Genomic DNA, 16,812 nt, shown 5'->3' with positions numbered 1-16,812 from the left:
CCGACAACTCGTAGCGGAGGAATGAACCGTGGAAGATGTGATTCAACTCAGTTATGCGCTCGATACCTTCTACTTCCTGGTATCCGGCGCTTTGGTAATGTGGATGGCCGCCGGCTTTTCCATGCTGGAGGCCGGTATGGTACGGGCCAAGAATACGGCCGAGATTCTGACCAAGAATATCGCCCTGTTCGCGGTCGCCAGCATCATGTACATGCTGGTCGGCTACAACATCATGTACCCCGGCGAGGCGGTCAGTTCGGTATGGCCGGGCATCAGCTTTCTGCTGGGCGGCGACAATACCGTTGAAGAGGTGCTGGCAAGCGGCGGAGAGACCTATTACTCCGGCATGTCGGACTTCTTCTTCCAGGTGGTGTTCGTGGCCACCGCCATGTCCATCGTCTCGGGCGCGGTCGCCGAGCGCATGAAGCTGTGGGCCTTCCTGATCTTCGCCGTGGTCATGACCGGCTTCATCTATCCGATGCAGGGCTACTGGAAGTGGGGCGGCGGTTTCCTCGATGCCGCGGGCTTCCAGGACTTCGCCGGTTCCGGTGTGGTGCACATGTGCGGCGCGGCCGCCGCCCTGGCCGGCGTACTGCTGCTGGGCGCACGCAAGGGCAAGTACGGCCCGGACGGTCAGATCAACCCTATCCCGGGCGCGAACATGCCGCTGGCCACACTGGGCACCTTCATCCTGTGGCTGGGCTGGTTCGGCTTCAACGGCGGCTCGGAGCTGATGATCTCCAACGTGGACGAGGCCAACGCCGTCGCCCTGGTGTTCGTCAACACCAACATGGCCGCCGCCGGCGGCGTGGTCGCCGCCATGCTCACCGCCCGCCTGCTGTTCGGCAAGACCGATCTGACCATGGCGCTCAACGGCGCGTTAGCCGGTCTGGTCGCGATCACGGCCGAACCGCTGGCCCCGACCCCGCTGCTGGCCACCATCGTCGGCGTGATCGGCGGCATCCTGGTGGTGTTCTCCATCATCACCCTGGACAAGCTGAAGATCGACGATCCGGTCGGCGCCATCTCGGTCCACGGCGTGGTCGGCATGTGGGGCCTGCTCGCAGTGGTGCTGTCCAACTCGGACGCCACCCTCGGCGGTCAGCTGCTCGGACTGGTCACCATCCTGGCCTGGACCTTCATCGCCAGCCTCATCGTCTGGGGTGTGATCAAGGCCGTGATGGGCATCCGCGTCAGCGAGGAGGAAGAGTACGAGGGCGTGGATCTGGTCGAGTGCGGCCTGGAGGCCTATCCCGAGTTCACCGGCTCCAAGGGCTCAGGCATCTGAGGCCATGCAACGTGTTCCCCTTGTCCATGGATGGATACGGCGGACGCCGCCTGGCGTCCGCCACCCTGAATCCAGACTGAAACAGCAAGCAATATCGACTTCACAACAGGAGATGCAAACGATGAAATACCTCACTCACACCCTCGCAAGCGTTGTCATGCTGAGCGCCACCGGTGCGGCCTATGCCGAAGCCAGCGCGAACGTGGCCCTGTCCTCCAACTACATGTTCCGCGGCATCTCGCAGACCGGCGAGGACGCCATCGAGCCGGCCATCTCGGGCGGTTTCGACTTCGGTCATGAGAGCGGGCTGTATATCGGCACCTGGGCCTCCAATGTCGAACTGGCCGATGCCGACGGCGACGGCGAGATCGCCGATATGGAGATGGACATCTACGGTGGCTACTCCGGCGAGATGGGCGGCCTCAGCTACGATGTCGGCCTGCTGTACTTCTGGTACCCCGGCACCGACAAGCTGGACTTCTTCGAGTACTACGGCAGCCTGGGCACCAGCGTCGGTTCCGCCGACGTGGGCCTGTCCATCAACATCTCGCCCGACTACTACGCCGAGTCCGGTGACTCCTACTACCTCAATGCCTCCGTCTCCCTGCCGTTGTCCGACAGCTTCGGCTTCAACGCCAGCGTGGGCTACCAGTCCATCGATGAGGAGAACACCTTCGGCACGCCGGACTACTACGACTGGAAGCTCGGCCTGACCACCTCAGCCATGGGCCTGGATCTGGAGTTGGCTTACATCGACACCGACCTGAGCAACTCCGACTGCTTCGGCGGCACGGACTTCTGCGACGGCCGGGCCGTGTTCACCGCCTCCAAGAGCTTCTGAGACACCTCCTTCAACCCCGGACCGACGGGCGCCTCATGGCGCCCGTTTTTTTATGATCAGAATGGTATTTATCATAAGCCGCATTCCGCTTTTCCCGTCATCCCCGCGAAGGCGGGGATCCAGCGTTCAGTTGCCATGCCTCACCATGGATTACTCGCTGCGCTCGCCCTTCGGGCGTTCAACGCGCTCCGCGCTTTTGTCCCGCCGTCGCGGGAATGACGCGGCCAAGCTCGGGCCATTCATCCCTGGGCCTGCTTTTGTGATACAACACCCATCATGCCGAACTACCCCGTCATCCGTCCCTGGCAGCTGCGCCGCACCGTGCATGCGCTTGATAGCGGCGGCCTGGCCGCCTATCCCACCGAGGCCGTCTACGGGCTGGGCTGCGATCCGCTGAACCCCGAGGCGGTACAACGCCTGCTCACGCTCAAGCAGCGGCCCATGCACAAGGGCCTGATCCTGATCGCGGCGGAGTTCGCCCAGCTCGAACCCTGGCTGACGCCGCTGCCGGCGACGCGGCGGCGGACAGTGCTGGCGAGCTGGCCGGGGCCGCACACCTGGGTCTGGCCGGTATCCGAAGCGGTGCCGGTCTGGCTGCGCGGCGCCCATACCAGCCTGGCCGTCAGGGTCACCGCCCATCCGCTGGCCAGGGCCCTGTGCGCGGCCTTTGGCGGGCCGCTGGTCTCGACCAGCGCCAATCCGGCCGGCCGGCGGCCGGCCCGCTCGCCGTTGCGGGTACACCAGTATTTCCCGACCGGGGTGGACGCCATCCTGTACGGCCCCTGCGTGGGCGCGACCGGCCCCACCCCCATCCGCGATGCCCTCACCGGCGAGGTCCTGCGGCCCGCCTGAAGGGGAGGGGCACGAGCCACATGGCATGAAATATGCTTTTGCCTGGCGATGCGACGAGTGACCGTCGCTCACAATACAGATAACAAAGGAAGTCCCTATCCACCGCAGGGAGACATCGCACCAATGCAATACAATGAAAGCTTCGATCAGGCCGCGGAGTATGTCCGCCTGGCCCTGCCGCTGATGGCCAAGCACGCCATCCCCGCCACGCCCCAGCACTACACGGTCTGGTATGAATACGTAGCCGGCCGCAACCCGGTGTTGCAGGAAAGCATTGAACAGGCCATCCATGATCCACGCCAGCCGGTGTCGGTGGACTTCAGCACCGCACTGTTCGAGGAGCATTTCCGCCAGGCCGAGATGCAGCTGGCCGAATCGCTGCGCAACGAGGTACGCGCGCGCCTGGCCCAGATCCTGGAGCAGGTCAGTCTGTCGGGCGACCAGACCCTGCACTACGGCGAGTTGCTGGGCCGTTACGAGAACAGCCTGGCACAGGACATGAGCACCGAGGAATTCCGCGGCCTGCTCAACGAATTCATCCGCGAGACCCAGACCATGCAGGAGACCAACCGGGCGCTGCAGGACCAGCTGGACCAGACCCGGGGCGAGCTTGACCGCATGCGTGAACAACTTGAGGAGGCGCGCATGGCCGCCTCCACCGATGCCCTGACCGGCCTGCACAACCGCATGACCCTGGATGAGAAGCTGCGCGACTATACCCGCCGGGCCCGGGAAGACGGCGAGAGCCTGTGCCTGATCATGGCCGACATCGATCACTTCAAGCGTTTCAATGATACCCACGGCCACATCGTGGGCGACCGGCTGCTGCAGCTGGTCGCGGGCATCCTCAGGGAAAACGTCAAGGGCCAGGATATCGTGGCCCGTTTCGGCGGCGAGGAATTCGCCATCCTGCTGCCGAATACGCCCCTGCACGGGGCGCTGGCCGTGGCCGAGCACCTGCGCGCCACTGTCCAGCAGCAGCGGCTGCGGCGCAAGGATACCCAGGACCCGATCGGCAGCGTGACCCTGTCCCTGGGCCTGGCCCGCTACCAGTCCGGGGAACCGGTGCACGCCTTCGTCGAGCGCGCCGACATGGCGCTGTACCAGGCCAAGCACTCCGGACGCAACCGCGTCGCGGTGGAAAGCCAGGCCCCGGCGGCCTGAGGAATCCCCGACACCCCGCAGCACACGCGCAAACCGACCCGTTTGCACAACGGGTAGGATGGGTGGAGGCGCTTGCGCCGTAACCCATCTTACGACCCGCCGCGATGGGGTGCGCTTCGCTGCACCCATCCTACAAGGATCGCAGCCTGGCGGCGCCCGTCCCGTGGTGTGGATCGTCGCAACCGGCACTAGTATCATGCCGTCTCTGCCCGAGACCGGAATCACCCATGCAGCCCGACCTGAACGCCGTCCAGGCCTACCTGACCGACCTGCAGACCCGTATCTGCGACGCCCTCGGCGAACTCGACGGCCGGCCCTTCATCGAGGACAGCTGGACCCGCGAGGCCGGCGGCGGCGGCTGCAGCCGGGTGCTGGAGGACGGCGCGGTGTTCGAGAAGGCGGGGGTGAACTACTCCCATGTCCACGGCACCGAACTGCCGGGCTCGGCCACCGCCCACCGCCCGGAACTGGCCGGGCGCAGCTTCCACGCCACCGGGGTGTCGCTGGTCATCCATCCGCGCAATCCCTATGTACCGACCTCGCATGCCAATGTGCGCTTCTTCATTGCCGAGAAACCCGGCGAGGCCCCGGTGTGGTGGTTCGGCGGCGGCTTCGACCTCACCCCCTACTACGGCTTCGAGGCGGATGCGGCCCACTGGCATCGCACCGCAGCGGCGGCCTGTGCGCCCTTCGGCGAGGACGTCTATCCGCGCTACAAACAGTGGTGCGACGAATATTTCCATCTCAGGCACCGGGACGAACCGCGCGGCATTGGCGGGCTGTTCTTCGATGACCTGAATACCGGCGGTTTCGACCACTGCTTCGGCTTCATGCGCTCGGTCGGAGACCACTTTCTGCCTGCCTACCGGCCGATCGTGGAACGGCGCATGGGAACCGAGTGGGGCGAGCGCGAGCGTGAGTTCCAACTCTACCGCCGCGGCCGCTACGTGGAGTTCAACCTGATCTATGACCGCGGCACCCTGTTCGGGCTGCAGTCGGGCGGGCGCACCGAGTCCATCCTGATGTCGCTGCCGCCGCGGGTCAGCTGGCGCTATGACTGGCACCCCGAACCCGGCAGCGAGGAAGCGCGGCTGTACCGGGATTTCCTGCGCCCGCGCGACTGGCTGGCCGAACAGGACTGAACCGCGCTGGCCGTAGGGTTGTATCCCGGCAGCGCACCCTCAAGAATACGTTTCAATTTTCCCCATAATCCCGGACTTACAGGTAAGGCAATGAAGAAATGGCAGTGCATTGTATGTGGTTTCATCTATGACGAGGCCGAGGGCCTGCCCGATGAGGGCATCGCACCCGGCACCCGCTGGGAGGATATCCCGGAGGACTGGGTCTGCCCCGACTGCGGCGTGGGCAAATCCGACTTCGAAATGATCGAGATGGATTGACCGGCGTCGGCAGGACAAAAAAAACCCCGCAGAAAAGGTGCGGGGTATAAAAACGCTTTTCAGCGTCGGAGGAGTCGATCCGGGACTATGCTGCTGATGGTCAACTGTGGCATGGGCCCGTGGAATCGGAACCGGCCTGTTCACTTTCGGGCGGCGCGACGCTTCAGGCTTTCCGTCGTGCGGACCTGCTCACCACGTCGGCGGCCGCCCAGCGGGTTCGGTGTGTTCGGGTTCAGACCCTGACCGGACCCATGCCACAGTTGACTGTGTCCCTCAGGCAGCTTATCGGCCGGTCCGAAGCGGACTTTAAATCCGGCGTCAGCTGCCTGCAGAACAACTACTGCATTCCCCGTGCCAGGTTATGCTGGATTCCTGTTAGCCTATGAATAACGGATGGTTATGAATGCCGCATCGAAGGTGCGGCGGTTCGAACCGGGTGCCCGGGAAGAAGGTTTGACGCCATGGCGACGGATTCACGCCGCCTGGGCGGCGGGATCCGGAGCTCAGAAGCCCTGCCCCTGCGTCTGCTGCGCCTGCAGCGACTCGATCAGCTGCTCGATGCCGCCGCGGCGGATCTCGGCCGCGAAGCTGGTGCGGTAACTGGCCAGCATGCTCACCCCGTCGATGGCGATGTCGTAGGCCTTCCAGGCCCCGTCACGATTGTGCAGGCTGAAATGGATGGGAATGGCGGGCCCGGCCGGCTGTTCGATCACCGTGCGTACCGTGACCCGGTCCTCGGCATCCTGACGCACCGGCAGGAAGCGCATGGCCTGGCCGTTGTACTCGGTCAGTGCCGTGGCATAGGTGCGCACCAGCAGGCCGCGGAAGGCCGCGCTGAAACGGGCCAGCTGGTCCTCGTCGACGCGCCGCGAGTACTTGCCCAGCACCCAGCGCGCCATGCGATCCATGTCCATGTGGTCGATCAGTACCTCATCGACCAGCGCGTGCAGGCGCTCGGTCTGGGTCTGCACCGCCGGCTCGGCCTGAAGCCGCGCCAGCACCTGCTCCGAGGCCTGGCGCACCACTTCCTCGGGAGACGTCGGGATGGAGGCCAGCCCGGCGCCGGCCCACAGCAGTCCACCGAGCAGCAGGGCGCAGAGGCGGCGTAATGGAGGGACTGGGTATGAAGTGGGTCGCATGGGCAGGTCTCCCGCGTGTTTTTGTTGTTCGTGGCTGACGCAATCACCGTGGCTATCGGCGTGTCCGCCCGCCGGCTTGAGGCCGGTCGGCGCGGCGCGGGATCAGCCCAGGGTGTCAGCGGGATCGGCGCGGCCGCCCCGGGCCTGGCGGCCCTGCAACCGCCGGATCACCGCGGCCTCGGTCAGCAGCTCGTCCAGGCCGCAGGCCGGCGCCGGCCTGCTCCCCAGCGGCAATGCCTCGAGCAGGGCATGGCGCTTCAGCACCCGAAAGTAGTCCTGCGCCGGCAGCAGCGGCGCGGCCAGCGCGAAGCCGCGCTTGAGACAGGCATGTGCGCCGTCCAGCCGGCGGCTGATCAGCAGCTGTCCCGTGACCAGTTCCAGCAGTGCCTGTTCCTGCGGCGCGCTGCATTCCGCCCCCAGCGAGGCATGATGCATGGCAAGATCCTGGCCGCACCACCCGCCTGCGATCAGTTCGATGAGCCGCGCGGTGAACGCCGGCTGTCCCGCCCTGAGCGCGGTCTGCCGCCGCCGCCTGGCCTGCTCCAGCAACGCGCGGGCCGGCGCCTGCACCAGCGGTTCGGCATACCAGTCCGCCAGCCGCAGCATCGAACTCGGCGGGCACTCCTGCAGCAGGGCTTCGAGATCAGGGGTCTGCATGACTTCAGACTAGCAGGATCTGCGGCGCCGGTGCATGGCCGGGGGCGAGCAGGTACACTTGCCGATTATCGACCTTGTGATCTGCCTGGGAGTTCCGATGTCCGAATTTCACACCGCCCGCGGCCCTTTCAGCCACACCCGAATGCGCCGCATGCGCCGCGACGATTTCTCGCGCCGCCTGATGCGCGAGCATCGATTGAGCGTGGATGACCTGATCTGGCCGGTGTTCGTTATCGAGGGCGAGAACCAGCGCGAGGCCGTGTCGTCCATGCCGGGGGTGGAACGCCTGAGTATCGACCAGCTGCTGGTCGAGGCCGAAACCGCTCACCGGCTCGGCATCCCCGCCATCGCCCTGTTCCCGGTCACGCCGGCCGAACGCAAGAGCGAGGATGCCGCCGAGGCATTCAATCCCGAGGGCCTGGCCCAGCGGGCGGTGCGGGCGCTCAAGGCCGCCCTGCCGACGCTGGGCGTCATCACCGATGTGGCACTGGACCCCTTCACCACCCACGGCCAGGACGGACTGCTCGACGCCTCCGGCTATGTGCTGAACGACGAGACAGTGGAGGTGCTGGTCCGCCAGGCCCTGTCGCACGCCGAGGCCGGCGCCGACGTGGTTGCGCCCTCGGACATGATGGACGGGCGCATCGGCCGGATCCGCGCGGCGCTGGAGGCCGACGGTCACATCCATACCCGCATCCTGGCCTACTCGGCCAAGTATGCCTCCAGCTTCTACGGCCCCTTCCGCGACGCGGTCGGTTCAGCGGCCAACCTGGGCGCCGGCAACAAGTACACCTACCAGATGGATCCGGCCAACGGCGACGAGGCCATGCATGAGGTGGCACTGGATCTGGCCGAGGGCGCGGACATGGTCATGGTCAAGCCGGGCATGCCCTATCTCGACATCGTGTACCGGGTAAAACGCGACTTCGGCGTGCCCACCTATGTCTATCAGGTCAGTGGCGAGTACGCCATGCTGGAGGCGGCTGCGGGCCACGGCTGGCTGGACGGCCGCGCAGTGATTCTGGAGTCGCTGCTGGGCATGAAGCGCGCCGGCGCCGATGGCATCCTCACCTATTTCGCCTGCCGGGTTGCGCACTGGTTGCGCGAAGCCGAACAGGGCTGAATTCCGTCATGAGCATGGCAGATACCGCAGCGCCGCCCGATCGCTACGCTGTGATGGGCAACCCCATCGACCACAGCAAATCGCCGCAGATCCATACACTGTTCGCACGCCAGACCCACCAGCACCTGGTCTACGAGGCCATCCGGGTCGAGCCGGGGCATCTGGCCACCGCCATCGCCCTGTTCCGCCAGGCTGGCGGCCAGGGGCTGAACATCACCGTGCCCTTCAAGCAGGATGCCTGGCGCCTGGCCGAGGTGCTCAATCCGCGGGCCGAGCGGGCAGGAGCGGTCAATACGCTGCTGTGGGGCAACGACGGTCGGCTGATCGGCGACAACACCGACGGCATCGGCCTGGTACGCGACCTGACCGAGAATCTGGAGCAGGTGCTCACCGATCGCCGGATCCTGCTGCTGGGTGCGGGCGGGGCCGCGCGCGGGGTGATCGGACCGCTGCTGGAGACCCATCCGGCGGGGCTGCGCATCGCCAATCGCACCGCGGAGAAGGCGCGCGAGTTGGCCGGGGTGTTTCAGGACGCGGGCAACGTCGAGGGCAGCGGTCTGGACGAACTGGCCGATAACCGCTTCGATCTGATCATCAATGCCACTGCGGCCGGTTTGGACAGCGAGGTGCCGGCGATTCCGACTTCCATCATCGGGGAGCACTGCTGCTGTTATGACCTGATGTACGCCAGCCAGCCGACGGCCTTCGTGCAATGGGCGCGCAACCACGGGGCCGCGCTGGCCATAGACGGTCTGGGCATGCTGGTGGAACAGGCGGCGGAGTCGTTCTATCTGTGGCGGGGACTGCGGCCGGACACACCGCCGGTAATCGCGGCGCTGCGCAGCGGACTCTGACACGGCAGCAAACATGGCGCCGGCCCCCGGCACGGCTTCGATTTGAACAGGGCTCCCAACCGGCCGCGCCTCCCTGCGCGACACAGCATTCCTGCCGGCCCGGAGTTCTGTGGGGACCGGGTCAGGCCGGTGGTGCTGCCCGGCGCACCCGACGCCCCAGCAGCAACAGGCCGCTGGCGAACAGCCACAGCGCCGGCGGCAACGGCACGGCGCTGACCTGCAGATCGTCCATCGCGAAATAGGCCGGCGTGTTCATGCCGTAGTCGCCCACATCCGAGGAACTCAGCGTGAACTCCAGACTGCTCACCGTGCCCAGTGCCCCCAAGTCCTGCCAGGTCCAGGCATCCAGGATGTAGTCCTGGCTGTTGTCGCTGAAGCGATAATCGGCCAGATACATGTCCAGGGTGCCGGTCACCGCATCAGTGCTGTCCTTGCCGGTGATCGTCATCCTGAACCAGTCTTCGTCGTCGCCGCTGGCTCCCCCGAACTGCTTGGCGAACTGATCGCCATTGAGCATCGACAGGGCGGCGTATGTGGTGTTGGTGAAGTAGGCGCCGGTCAGTTGTGACGGCTGGGCGAAACTGACCACGCTGGCCGCGCCCGTACTGGTGAAGGCGACACCGTAATTCGACGAATTGTACCCACCGCCCGTATAGGCGCTGTACTGATTCAGGTAGCCGGGCGTGCTCGTGTCGGTGGTGTTGGAGTAGGCCCAACCCTGCCAGGAGGTGCTACCCCCCCAGTCGGTGGCCTCGTTGTAATAGGTGGCCGGGCCGCTGGTGAAGCTGGTGGTATTGGGCGTGTACAGGGCGCCGGTCACGCCGGCGTGATAGGACTCGGGCGCCAGTGCCAGGTCATCGAAGCCGCTGACGGTGGCGGCGCCGGCAGCGCCGCTGGCCAGGAGCATGATTCCGGCCGTGAGTGCTGTTTTCTGTTCCAATTGCATGTTATCGACTCCTCTTGTGTTATCTTATTCTGTCCGGGCACGTGTGCGCCGGCGTCCGATGACGCCCAGCCCGGCCATTCCGCTCAGGAACAGCCATGCCGCGGCTGGCAGCGGGACCGGCGAGGTCGCGACGCCGGCATTGATCGTGCCGATGGCATCGAGGTCGAAGCCGGCGCTCTGGACGGTGGGATAGGGGTCGTACACCGGGCGCGGGCCGCCTGCAGCGGCCGGCGTGTCGTCCATGAAGCTACCGTCTCCGACGATGTCGACCAGCCGCACATACTGGATGTTGTTCAGATCCAGCATGCTGGCCGCCACCAGATCGCCCAGATCGAACGGCGTGCCGTAGCCCTGGCGGTACTTGCCGGCATAACCGTGGATATTGGTGGGATCGACCGCGCCGAAGCCGCCGACCGGCGACGCGGTCAGGGAGTAGCCGCTGAACCGGCTGAAGTTGATTCCGTCGGAGGACACCTCCACCGTGGCCAATTCCAGGAAGGTGTCACTGAAGCTGTTCTCGAACACGGCAAAGTCGGCGCCGGGGCCGTCGACGATGGGGGCGTCGAAGGTCAGGGTGATCGATCCGCCTCGTCCCAGCGAGACGATGTCGTAGGAATCTCCCACCGCCTTGCCCAGGGCCTTCTGCGGCGTCTGCCATTGCGCATCGACATTGCTGCCCGGCAGGTAGTCCTGCCACCCGCTGGCCCAGCCGGCAAAGATCGGATCGTTCATATGTATGGCGGTGCTGCCGCTCTGACCGGCGGCGGGCGCGAAGGGACCCGCAACCGCCACACCGGGCAGGCAGGCGGATAACATAACGGGAAGCAGTTTTTTCATTTCCTTCTCCTTTTTGCTTGTCGTTCAGTTGAGGGTGACTGCCAGCCCGGCATGGAAATTCCGCTCGGGCATGGGGTAGTAGTTCTCGCTGTAACCGACTGTGCTGTAGACCTCGTCGAACAGGTTGTTCGCGCCGGCAAACAGCCGAACCGCCCGATGCTCCCAACTCAGCTTCAGATCGGCGACCTGGTAGGCATCGAGCTTTGCATACAGGTCATTGTTCAGGTCGTTGCCATCGAAACGCGAGCCGGTGTAGCTGGAACTCAGCACCACTGAGACCTCCGGCACCGGCACCCATTCCAGCCCGACATTGGCCTGCAGCTGCGGGACATGCGGGATGGCGTTGCCGCTGTCCTCGAAACGCGCATCGGTATAGGACAGATTGCCCCAGAGATAGAGATCGGGAAGCGTGCGCAATTTCAGTTCCAGTTCGGCGCCGGTGCGCAGCGTGGTGTCCTGGTAGTTGCGATTGACCCGCGCGCCGGTGGACGGCTCCTCGCCGTAATAGATCTCGTCGTCGATGGCAATGTGAAACACCGACACCGCCGCCTCCAGCCAGCGCCGGCGATAGCGCAGGCCGGCCTCCGCCTGCCAGCCGGACTGGGGCGCGAGCTCGGGGGCGGACAGGGCCAGTTCGTCGATGTTGGGATTGCGGAAGCTGCGGGCATAGTTGAGATAGGCGGCAAGGCTGTCGGTGGGCAGCCAGCTCAGGCCGATCTCGCCGGCGTTATTGTGCCAGGTGGTGGTTTCATCCAGCGTGTTCTGCCACTGCGCACCCGCCGGAATGAAAAAGGGAAAGGTGCCGGTATAGAGCTGTACCAGCCTTTCATCCAGCCGCTCGACCCGGAAGCGATCGAGGCGATAGCCGGCACTGAGCAGCCAGGCATCGGCCGGCGCGGCGTCGATAATGATGTGGGCGGCCGCCTCCTCAATGTCTCCGGCGGTGCGCTTACTCTGGTCCGGTACATCGGTGCCGTTCTCGCGCCGGACATAGTCGCTGAAAAAGCCGGTCGCGCCCCAGGCGATGTCCAGCGGCAGCCCGGCCGCTGTGACGGCGACGGTATGCTCGAGGCCGACATGCTGTGAGCGTTCGGAAATCTCGCCCTGCTGATCCTCGATGCTGAGTAGCGGGGTGTAGCCCAGCACATAGGGGTTGTCCCGGTCGCGCACATTGGCGTGCAGGGTGAGGCGCCCGTAGCGGTTCAGGTCGGCGCCCAGCCGTGCCTGATAGCGATGATCGGTGGTTTCGCTGAAGTCGTTCGGCGAGTTGGAGCCTTCGCGGCCCTCCCGTGTCTGGAACGCCGTCTGGCTCACCGGCCCGGGAAAACCGAACCGGTCGTCGTGGTAGCTCGCGCGCAGATCAAGCTCCAGCGCCGGCAGTGGATACAGATTCAGCCGCAGCGCGGCATCGCGTTCGCGGCTGGCGCTGTTGACCCGGTGGCCGTCGCTGTCGGCATGCGCCAGGCTCAGGCGTGCGCGGGCATGGCGTCCGCCCACACTGATATCCGCCGTGGTCGCGTCACTGTCAAATGAACCCCGGGTATATTCAGCATGACCCTGCACTCCGGCCTGCGGCTGGCCGGTGATGATATTGACCACACCGCCGACCGCACCGTCGCCATAGCGCACCCCGTTGGCGCCGCGCAGGATTTCGATACGCTCGATCTGCGACAGCGGAATGCTCGACAGATCCGCACCCGACAGATCGGGCGCATTCAGACGGAAGCCGTCAACCTGGAAAATGACATTGCTGACACTGGTCTCGCCCATGCCGCGGATGTCGATATTGGAATACTTGTTGCCGCCGAAAAAGCTGCGCAGATTGACATTGGCCTCGCGCGACAGCAGTTCGGCCAGATCGGTGGTGGTGGCATTGTCAAGGTCGCGCGCCGTGATGACCGAAACGCTGCGCGGCGTGGCCAGTACAGGTGTATCCGGGGAGGCCGCAGTGACCACGATATCGTCCAGTTCGAACGGCTCGTCCGCGCTGACGGACAGCACCGTCAGGCCGAGACAGAACGCACCGAGTCGGGCCAGGACCGATGCATCATGGACGCTGCATAGTAGTGGAATTATCGACCGCCCGGCATGCCGGGGTCGTCCGGGATTACACATTTGGCCCTCCGCCAGTACACGCATACACGCGCCGCGGAGGACAAATCGGGAGAAAGGCGAAACGCCAGTGCGATTGGCGGGTAGCCTGCCCCTGGCGATACCCTCCGTAGCGCCGAGTGCCGCCGCCTCCGTCATGCGGATGCAGCGTAGTAGGCAGGCCGGTCTCCGGACTTATGGGTAGAGCCGTACGGCTCGACGCTTCGCCTTCCCATGCTTGCGCACAGTGGCCTGGATGAAGCGCCTTGACCCAATTACCGTTGCGGGGGCAGTGCCGGTTTCTCACCGGCTTCCCGTTTCACTGGCAACACTGAACAGCTTGCCAGCACCTGTCTACGGTGTGCACACCTTAGTCATGAATCTGCATGAAGTCAAATCGGGATGGCGTAAAGGACGGGGCAACGCGCATGCACACGCCGCGGTTGCGGCGGCACCGATGGCTGTCCACCCCGGCGCGGCCGGGGGGCTGTCAGGCGGCCTGTCGTTCGCCTGCGGTGCAGCGACGTTCGTTGCAGCGACGCTCGGCATGCGGCCAGGTCTTGCTGCGCCAGTTCAGCGCGCGGCGTTCGTTGTTGGCAATGCGCTTGCAGAACTCGCGCAACTCCAGCGGCTGACCGTTGAGCTTGATCTTGTTGCTGCGCCCCAGCAACCGGTTGGCCGCGGCCGGGGTGCGCACCTGCAGCACAGCATAGCGCTGCACTCCGCCGTGACGGCCGGGCTTGCGGATAATGCGCAGGCGGTGAGCATCCTCATGCCCCAGGCGCAGAGCATCGGCGAGCCGCGCCGTGGTGGCCGACTGGGGCAGATTACCGATGAATAGCATCATGGCTTTCTCCTGAAACCAGGGCCTGTGTTGTTCTTCGACATCCCTGGTAGAGAAAGATTCCTGTCGGGGCTCTGCGGCAGGGCCCATGCTGCCGCCCGCGGGCCTGATGTTGGCCAGGCATCACATTGATCGCCTTCCCGGTTTGATTGTAGGGCCTTTTTCCCGTCCCCGCCAGTCAGTCGCTGCCCGCCAGGTGGCGATCCTTGAGCCGGGCATAATGCCGCGCAGAGTATTCCAGAAACAGGGTTTCCTGTTCGGTCAGCTCCCGCACCGCTTTGGCCGGTCGGCCTACCCACAGCCAGCCCCCGTCCAGCACCTTGCCGGGTGGAACCAGGCTGCCTGCCCCCAGCATGGCCCCGGTCTGGACACGCGCCCCGTCCATGATCATGGAACCCATTCCAATCAGACAGTTATCTTCGATTGTACAGCCGTGCAGCACCACCATGTGGCCCACTGTGACGGCGTGACCGATCTCCAGTGGATGCCCGCCGGGCGCGAACTCGCTGTCGTGGGTGACATGAAGAACAGAGCCATCTTGAATATTGGTGCTGGCCCCTATTTTAATGTGATGAATATCGCCGCGGGCCACCACGTTGGGCCAGAGCGAACTGTCCGCCCCGATCTCCACCTGACCGATGACCAGCGCGGTGGGATCGACGTAGGCGGAGCCATCGATGACAGGGGTGTGGGTCTCGAATGTGCGGATGGGCATGGGTGGGGCAATCCTTCGTAGGCTGTGCTGGCAGACAGTCTATGCAAGCAGGGGGAGTAATGCGACACCCGGCCATCCCGGGGTACTTCGATGCCGGTGCGGTTGCATTGGAGTAGAATGCCGCCTCCATGCTGGAACTGAAGAATCTCGCCCTGCAGCGCGGCGACCGGATGCTGCTGCAGGATGTCTCGCTGCGCGTTCATCCCGGCCAGAAGGTCGGGATCACCGGCGCCAATGGCTGCGGCAAGACCAGTCTGTTCAATCTCATCCAGGGCGTGCTGCCGCCCGACGGCGGCGAACTCACACTGCCGCCCGACTGGGTGATCGCCGGTGTGGCGCAGGAAATGCCGTCCACCGATGCCAGCGCCATCGAGCATGTCCTGCAGGGCGACGCCCGCTGGTGGGAACTTCACCAGGCCATCGCCGCTGCCGAACGCGACCCTATTCCGGACCGGCTGCCCGCCCTGCATGCCGAGTTCGAGGCCATCGACGGCTACCGCGCCCGCCATCGCGCCGCCCGCCTGCTGCACGGCCTCGGCTTTGCCGATGCCAGTCATGATCGGCCGGTCACCGAGTTTTCCGGCGGCTGGCGCATGCGCCTGAATCTGGCCCGCGCGTTGATGAGCCCCTCCGATCTGCTGCTGCTGGACGAGCCGACCAACCACCTGGATCTGGATGCGGTCATGTGGCTGGAGGACTGGCTGCGCGCCTATCCCGGTACCCTGCTGCTGATCTCGCACGACCGCGACTTTCTCGATGCCATCGTCGATACCGTGGCTCACTTCGAACGGGGTTCGATCACCCTCTACAGCGGCAACTACAGCAGCTTCGAGCGCCAGCATGCCGAACAACTGGCGCAGCAGCAGAGCGCCTTTGAACGCCAGCAGCGCGAGGTCGCCCACATCGAGCGTTTCGTCGCGCGCTTCCGTGCCAAGGCCAGCAAGGCACGCCAGGCCCAGAGCCGCCTGAAAACGCTGGAGCGCATGCAGCTGATCGCCCCGGCGCATGTGGACTCGCCCTTCCGTTTCCGTTTTCCGGCGCCACGCAAGCTGCCCAACCCGCTGCTGCAGCTGAAGGACTGCAGCATCGGCTATGACCGCCGGCCACTGCTGGAACAGGTGAAACTGTCGCTCACCCCGGAGGCACGCATCGGCCTGCTCGGCCCGAACGGTGCCGGCAAATCCACCCTGATCAAGTGCCTGGTCGGTGAACTGCCGGTGCTTGCCGGGGAGGCGCTGCCGGCCAGGGACCTGGCGGTCGGTTATTTCGCTCAGCACCAGCTGGAGCAGCTGCGGCCTGACCGTTCCCCGCTGCAGCACCTGCAGGCACTCGATCCCCGGGCGCGGGAGCAGGAGCTGCGCGACTTCCTCGGCGGCTTCGGCTTTCACGGCGACCAGGCGCTGGCTGAGGTCGCCCCCTTCTCCGGCGGGGAGAAGGCACGCCTGGCACTGGCCTTGATCGTTTATCAGCGACCCAACCTTCTGTTACTGGATGAACCCACCAATCACCTGGATCTGGAAATGCGCCTGGCACTGGAACTGGCGCTGCAGGAATACACCGGCGGCCTGGTGGTGGTCTCGCACGACCGTCACCTGCTGCGCAGCATCGCCGACGAGTTGTGGCTGATCGACAGCGGCCGGCTATCCCGCTTCGACGGCGATCTGGAAGACTACCGGCGCTGGCTGCTGCAGCGCGAGGCGGGTACTGCAGAGGAAAAACCGGCGCAGGCGGGCAGCACCAGGCCCGCGGATCGCAAGCAGCAGCGCCGCGACCAGGCCGAGCAGCGGCGCCAGCTCGCCCCGCTGCGCAAGGAGCTCAAATCCCTGGAAACCCGGCTGGAACGACTGACCGACCGGCAACAGGAACTGGAACACCGCCTGGCAGACAGCACGCTGTACCAGGAGAACGCCAAACCCGAACTGCAACAGGTCCTGCAGGACAAGGCCGAGATCGACCGGGAACTGGAGACGGTGGAGACGCGCTGGCTGGAACTGTCCGAGCAGCTCGAGGCAGAACAATTGTAGGGTGCGGCTGGGCTTTTGCGTTTCACTCGACCCGCGC

Annotated in this window: 16 protein-coding genes and 1 riboswitch; of the genes, 9 read left to right on the top strand and 7 right to left on the bottom strand. The window is 65.2% G+C overall.

Annotated elements, in window-relative coordinates; translation table 11 throughout:
* The first annotated feature begins 28 nt into the window (after window positions 1-28).
* The 6 genes from CFK21_RS01345 (at window position 29) to rd (ending at window position 5,545) form a co-directional block, all read left to right on the top strand.
* The gene (locus tag CFK21_RS01345; RefSeq protein ID WP_096363989.1) at window positions 29-1,288 is read left to right on the top strand and encodes an ammonium transporter; all 1,260 of its coding nucleotides are present in this window, start codon (window positions 29-31) and stop codon (window positions 1,286-1,288) included.
* 121 nt (window positions 1,289-1,409) lie between these two features.
* Complete coding sequence (locus CFK21_RS01340) at window positions 1,410-2,129, top strand: TorF family putative porin (protein WP_096363987.1); 720 nt, start codon at window positions 1,410-1,412, stop codon at window positions 2,127-2,129.
* A gap of 276 nt (window positions 2,130-2,405) precedes the next feature.
* Window positions 2,406-2,981 (top strand): L-threonylcarbamoyladenylate synthase, encoded by a 576-nt coding sequence (locus tag CFK21_RS01335; protein WP_096363985.1) that lies wholly within the window; start codon window positions 2,406-2,408, stop codon window positions 2,979-2,981.
* 123 nt (window positions 2,982-3,104) lie between these two features.
* On the top strand, window positions 3,105-4,145 hold the full coding sequence (locus tag CFK21_RS01330; RefSeq protein ID WP_157745229.1) for a GGDEF domain-containing protein: 1,041 nt from the start codon (window positions 3,105-3,107) through the stop codon (window positions 4,143-4,145).
* A gap of 227 nt (window positions 4,146-4,372) precedes the next feature.
* Window positions 4,373-5,287 (top strand): oxygen-dependent coproporphyrinogen oxidase, encoded by a 915-nt coding sequence (gene hemF / locus CFK21_RS01325; RefSeq protein ID WP_096363981.1) that lies wholly within the window; start codon window positions 4,373-4,375, stop codon window positions 5,285-5,287.
* A gap of 90 nt (window positions 5,288-5,377) precedes the next feature.
* A complete protein-coding gene (gene rd / locus CFK21_RS01320; protein ID WP_096363979.1) occupies window positions 5,378-5,545 on the top strand; it encodes a rubredoxin in 168 nt (55 codons plus the stop codon).
* Window positions 5,546-6,048: 503 nt separating this feature from the next.
* Here rd and CFK21_RS01315 read toward each other — a convergent pair.
* Together CFK21_RS01315 and CFK21_RS01310 are read right to left on the bottom strand one after the other, a co-directional pair.
* Window positions 6,049-6,684: an MlaC/ttg2D family ABC transporter substrate-binding protein gene (locus CFK21_RS01315; protein WP_096363977.1), complete on the bottom strand. Its 636-nt coding sequence runs from the start codon at window positions 6,682-6,684 to the stop codon at window positions 6,049-6,051.
* Window positions 6,685-6,786: 102 nt separating this feature from the next.
* Window positions 6,787-7,341, bottom strand: a complete 555-nt coding sequence (locus CFK21_RS01310; protein WP_096363975.1) for a hypothetical protein — start codon at window positions 7,339-7,341, stop codon at window positions 6,787-6,789.
* A 97-nt stretch (window positions 7,342-7,438) separates the two neighbouring features.
* Between CFK21_RS01310 and hemB the strand changes: the two genes are divergently transcribed.
* Together hemB and aroE are read left to right on the top strand one after the other, a co-directional pair.
* On the top strand, window positions 7,439-8,464 hold the full coding sequence (gene hemB / locus CFK21_RS01305; RefSeq protein WP_096367435.1) for a porphobilinogen synthase: 1,026 nt from the start codon (window positions 7,439-7,441) through the stop codon (window positions 8,462-8,464).
* Between the two features lie 8 nt (window positions 8,465-8,472).
* Window positions 8,473-9,318, top strand: a complete 846-nt coding sequence (gene aroE / locus CFK21_RS01300; RefSeq protein ID WP_231971543.1) for a shikimate dehydrogenase — start codon at window positions 8,473-8,475, stop codon at window positions 9,316-9,318.
* 121 nt (window positions 9,319-9,439) lie between these two features.
* Here the strand turns inward: aroE and CFK21_RS01295 are convergent, their stop codons facing one another.
* From CFK21_RS01295 to CFK21_RS01275, 5 genes are all read right to left on the bottom strand, one after another.
* Complete coding sequence (locus tag CFK21_RS01295; protein ID WP_096363973.1) at window positions 9,440-10,264, bottom strand: DUF4465 domain-containing protein; 825 nt, start codon at window positions 10,262-10,264, stop codon at window positions 9,440-9,442.
* Window positions 10,265-10,288: 24 nt separating this feature from the next.
* Window positions 10,289-11,101, bottom strand: coding sequence for a VPLPA-CTERM sorting domain-containing protein (locus CFK21_RS01290; protein WP_096363971.1), 813 nt, complete (start codon window positions 11,099-11,101; stop codon window positions 10,289-10,291).
* A gap of 24 nt (window positions 11,102-11,125) precedes the next feature.
* Window positions 11,126-13,102: a TonB-dependent receptor gene (locus CFK21_RS01285; protein ID WP_172844227.1), complete on the bottom strand. Its 1,977-nt coding sequence runs from the start codon at window positions 13,100-13,102 to the stop codon at window positions 11,126-11,128.
* 253 nt (window positions 13,103-13,355) lie between these two features.
* Window positions 13,356-13,561, bottom strand: a riboswitch (cobalamin riboswitch).
* A 121-nt stretch (window positions 13,562-13,682) separates the two neighbouring features.
* Window positions 13,683-14,039, bottom strand: coding sequence for an RNA recognition motif domain-containing protein (locus tag CFK21_RS01280; RefSeq protein WP_096363967.1), 357 nt, complete (start codon window positions 14,037-14,039; stop codon window positions 13,683-13,685).
* Window positions 14,040-14,214: 175 nt separating this feature from the next.
* Complete coding sequence (locus CFK21_RS01275) at window positions 14,215-14,751, bottom strand: gamma carbonic anhydrase family protein (protein WP_096363965.1); 537 nt, start codon at window positions 14,749-14,751, stop codon at window positions 14,215-14,217.
* Between the two features lie 128 nt (window positions 14,752-14,879).
* On the opposite strand from CFK21_RS01275, the gene CFK21_RS01270 reads away from it, so the two are divergent.
* Window positions 14,880-16,775, top strand: a complete 1,896-nt coding sequence (locus CFK21_RS01270) for an ATP-binding cassette domain-containing protein (protein ID WP_096363963.1) — start codon at window positions 14,880-14,882, stop codon at window positions 16,773-16,775.
* Window positions 16,776-16,812: the final 37 nt, after the last annotated feature.

Source organism: Thiohalobacter thiocyanaticus (assembly GCF_002356355.1).
Taxonomy (GTDB): domain Bacteria; phylum Pseudomonadota; class Gammaproteobacteria; order Thiohalobacterales; family Thiohalobacteraceae; genus Thiohalobacter; species Thiohalobacter thiocyanaticus_A.
Note: the sequence above shows the minus strand (reverse complement) of the source record. Positions and strands in the feature narration are given on the sequence as shown.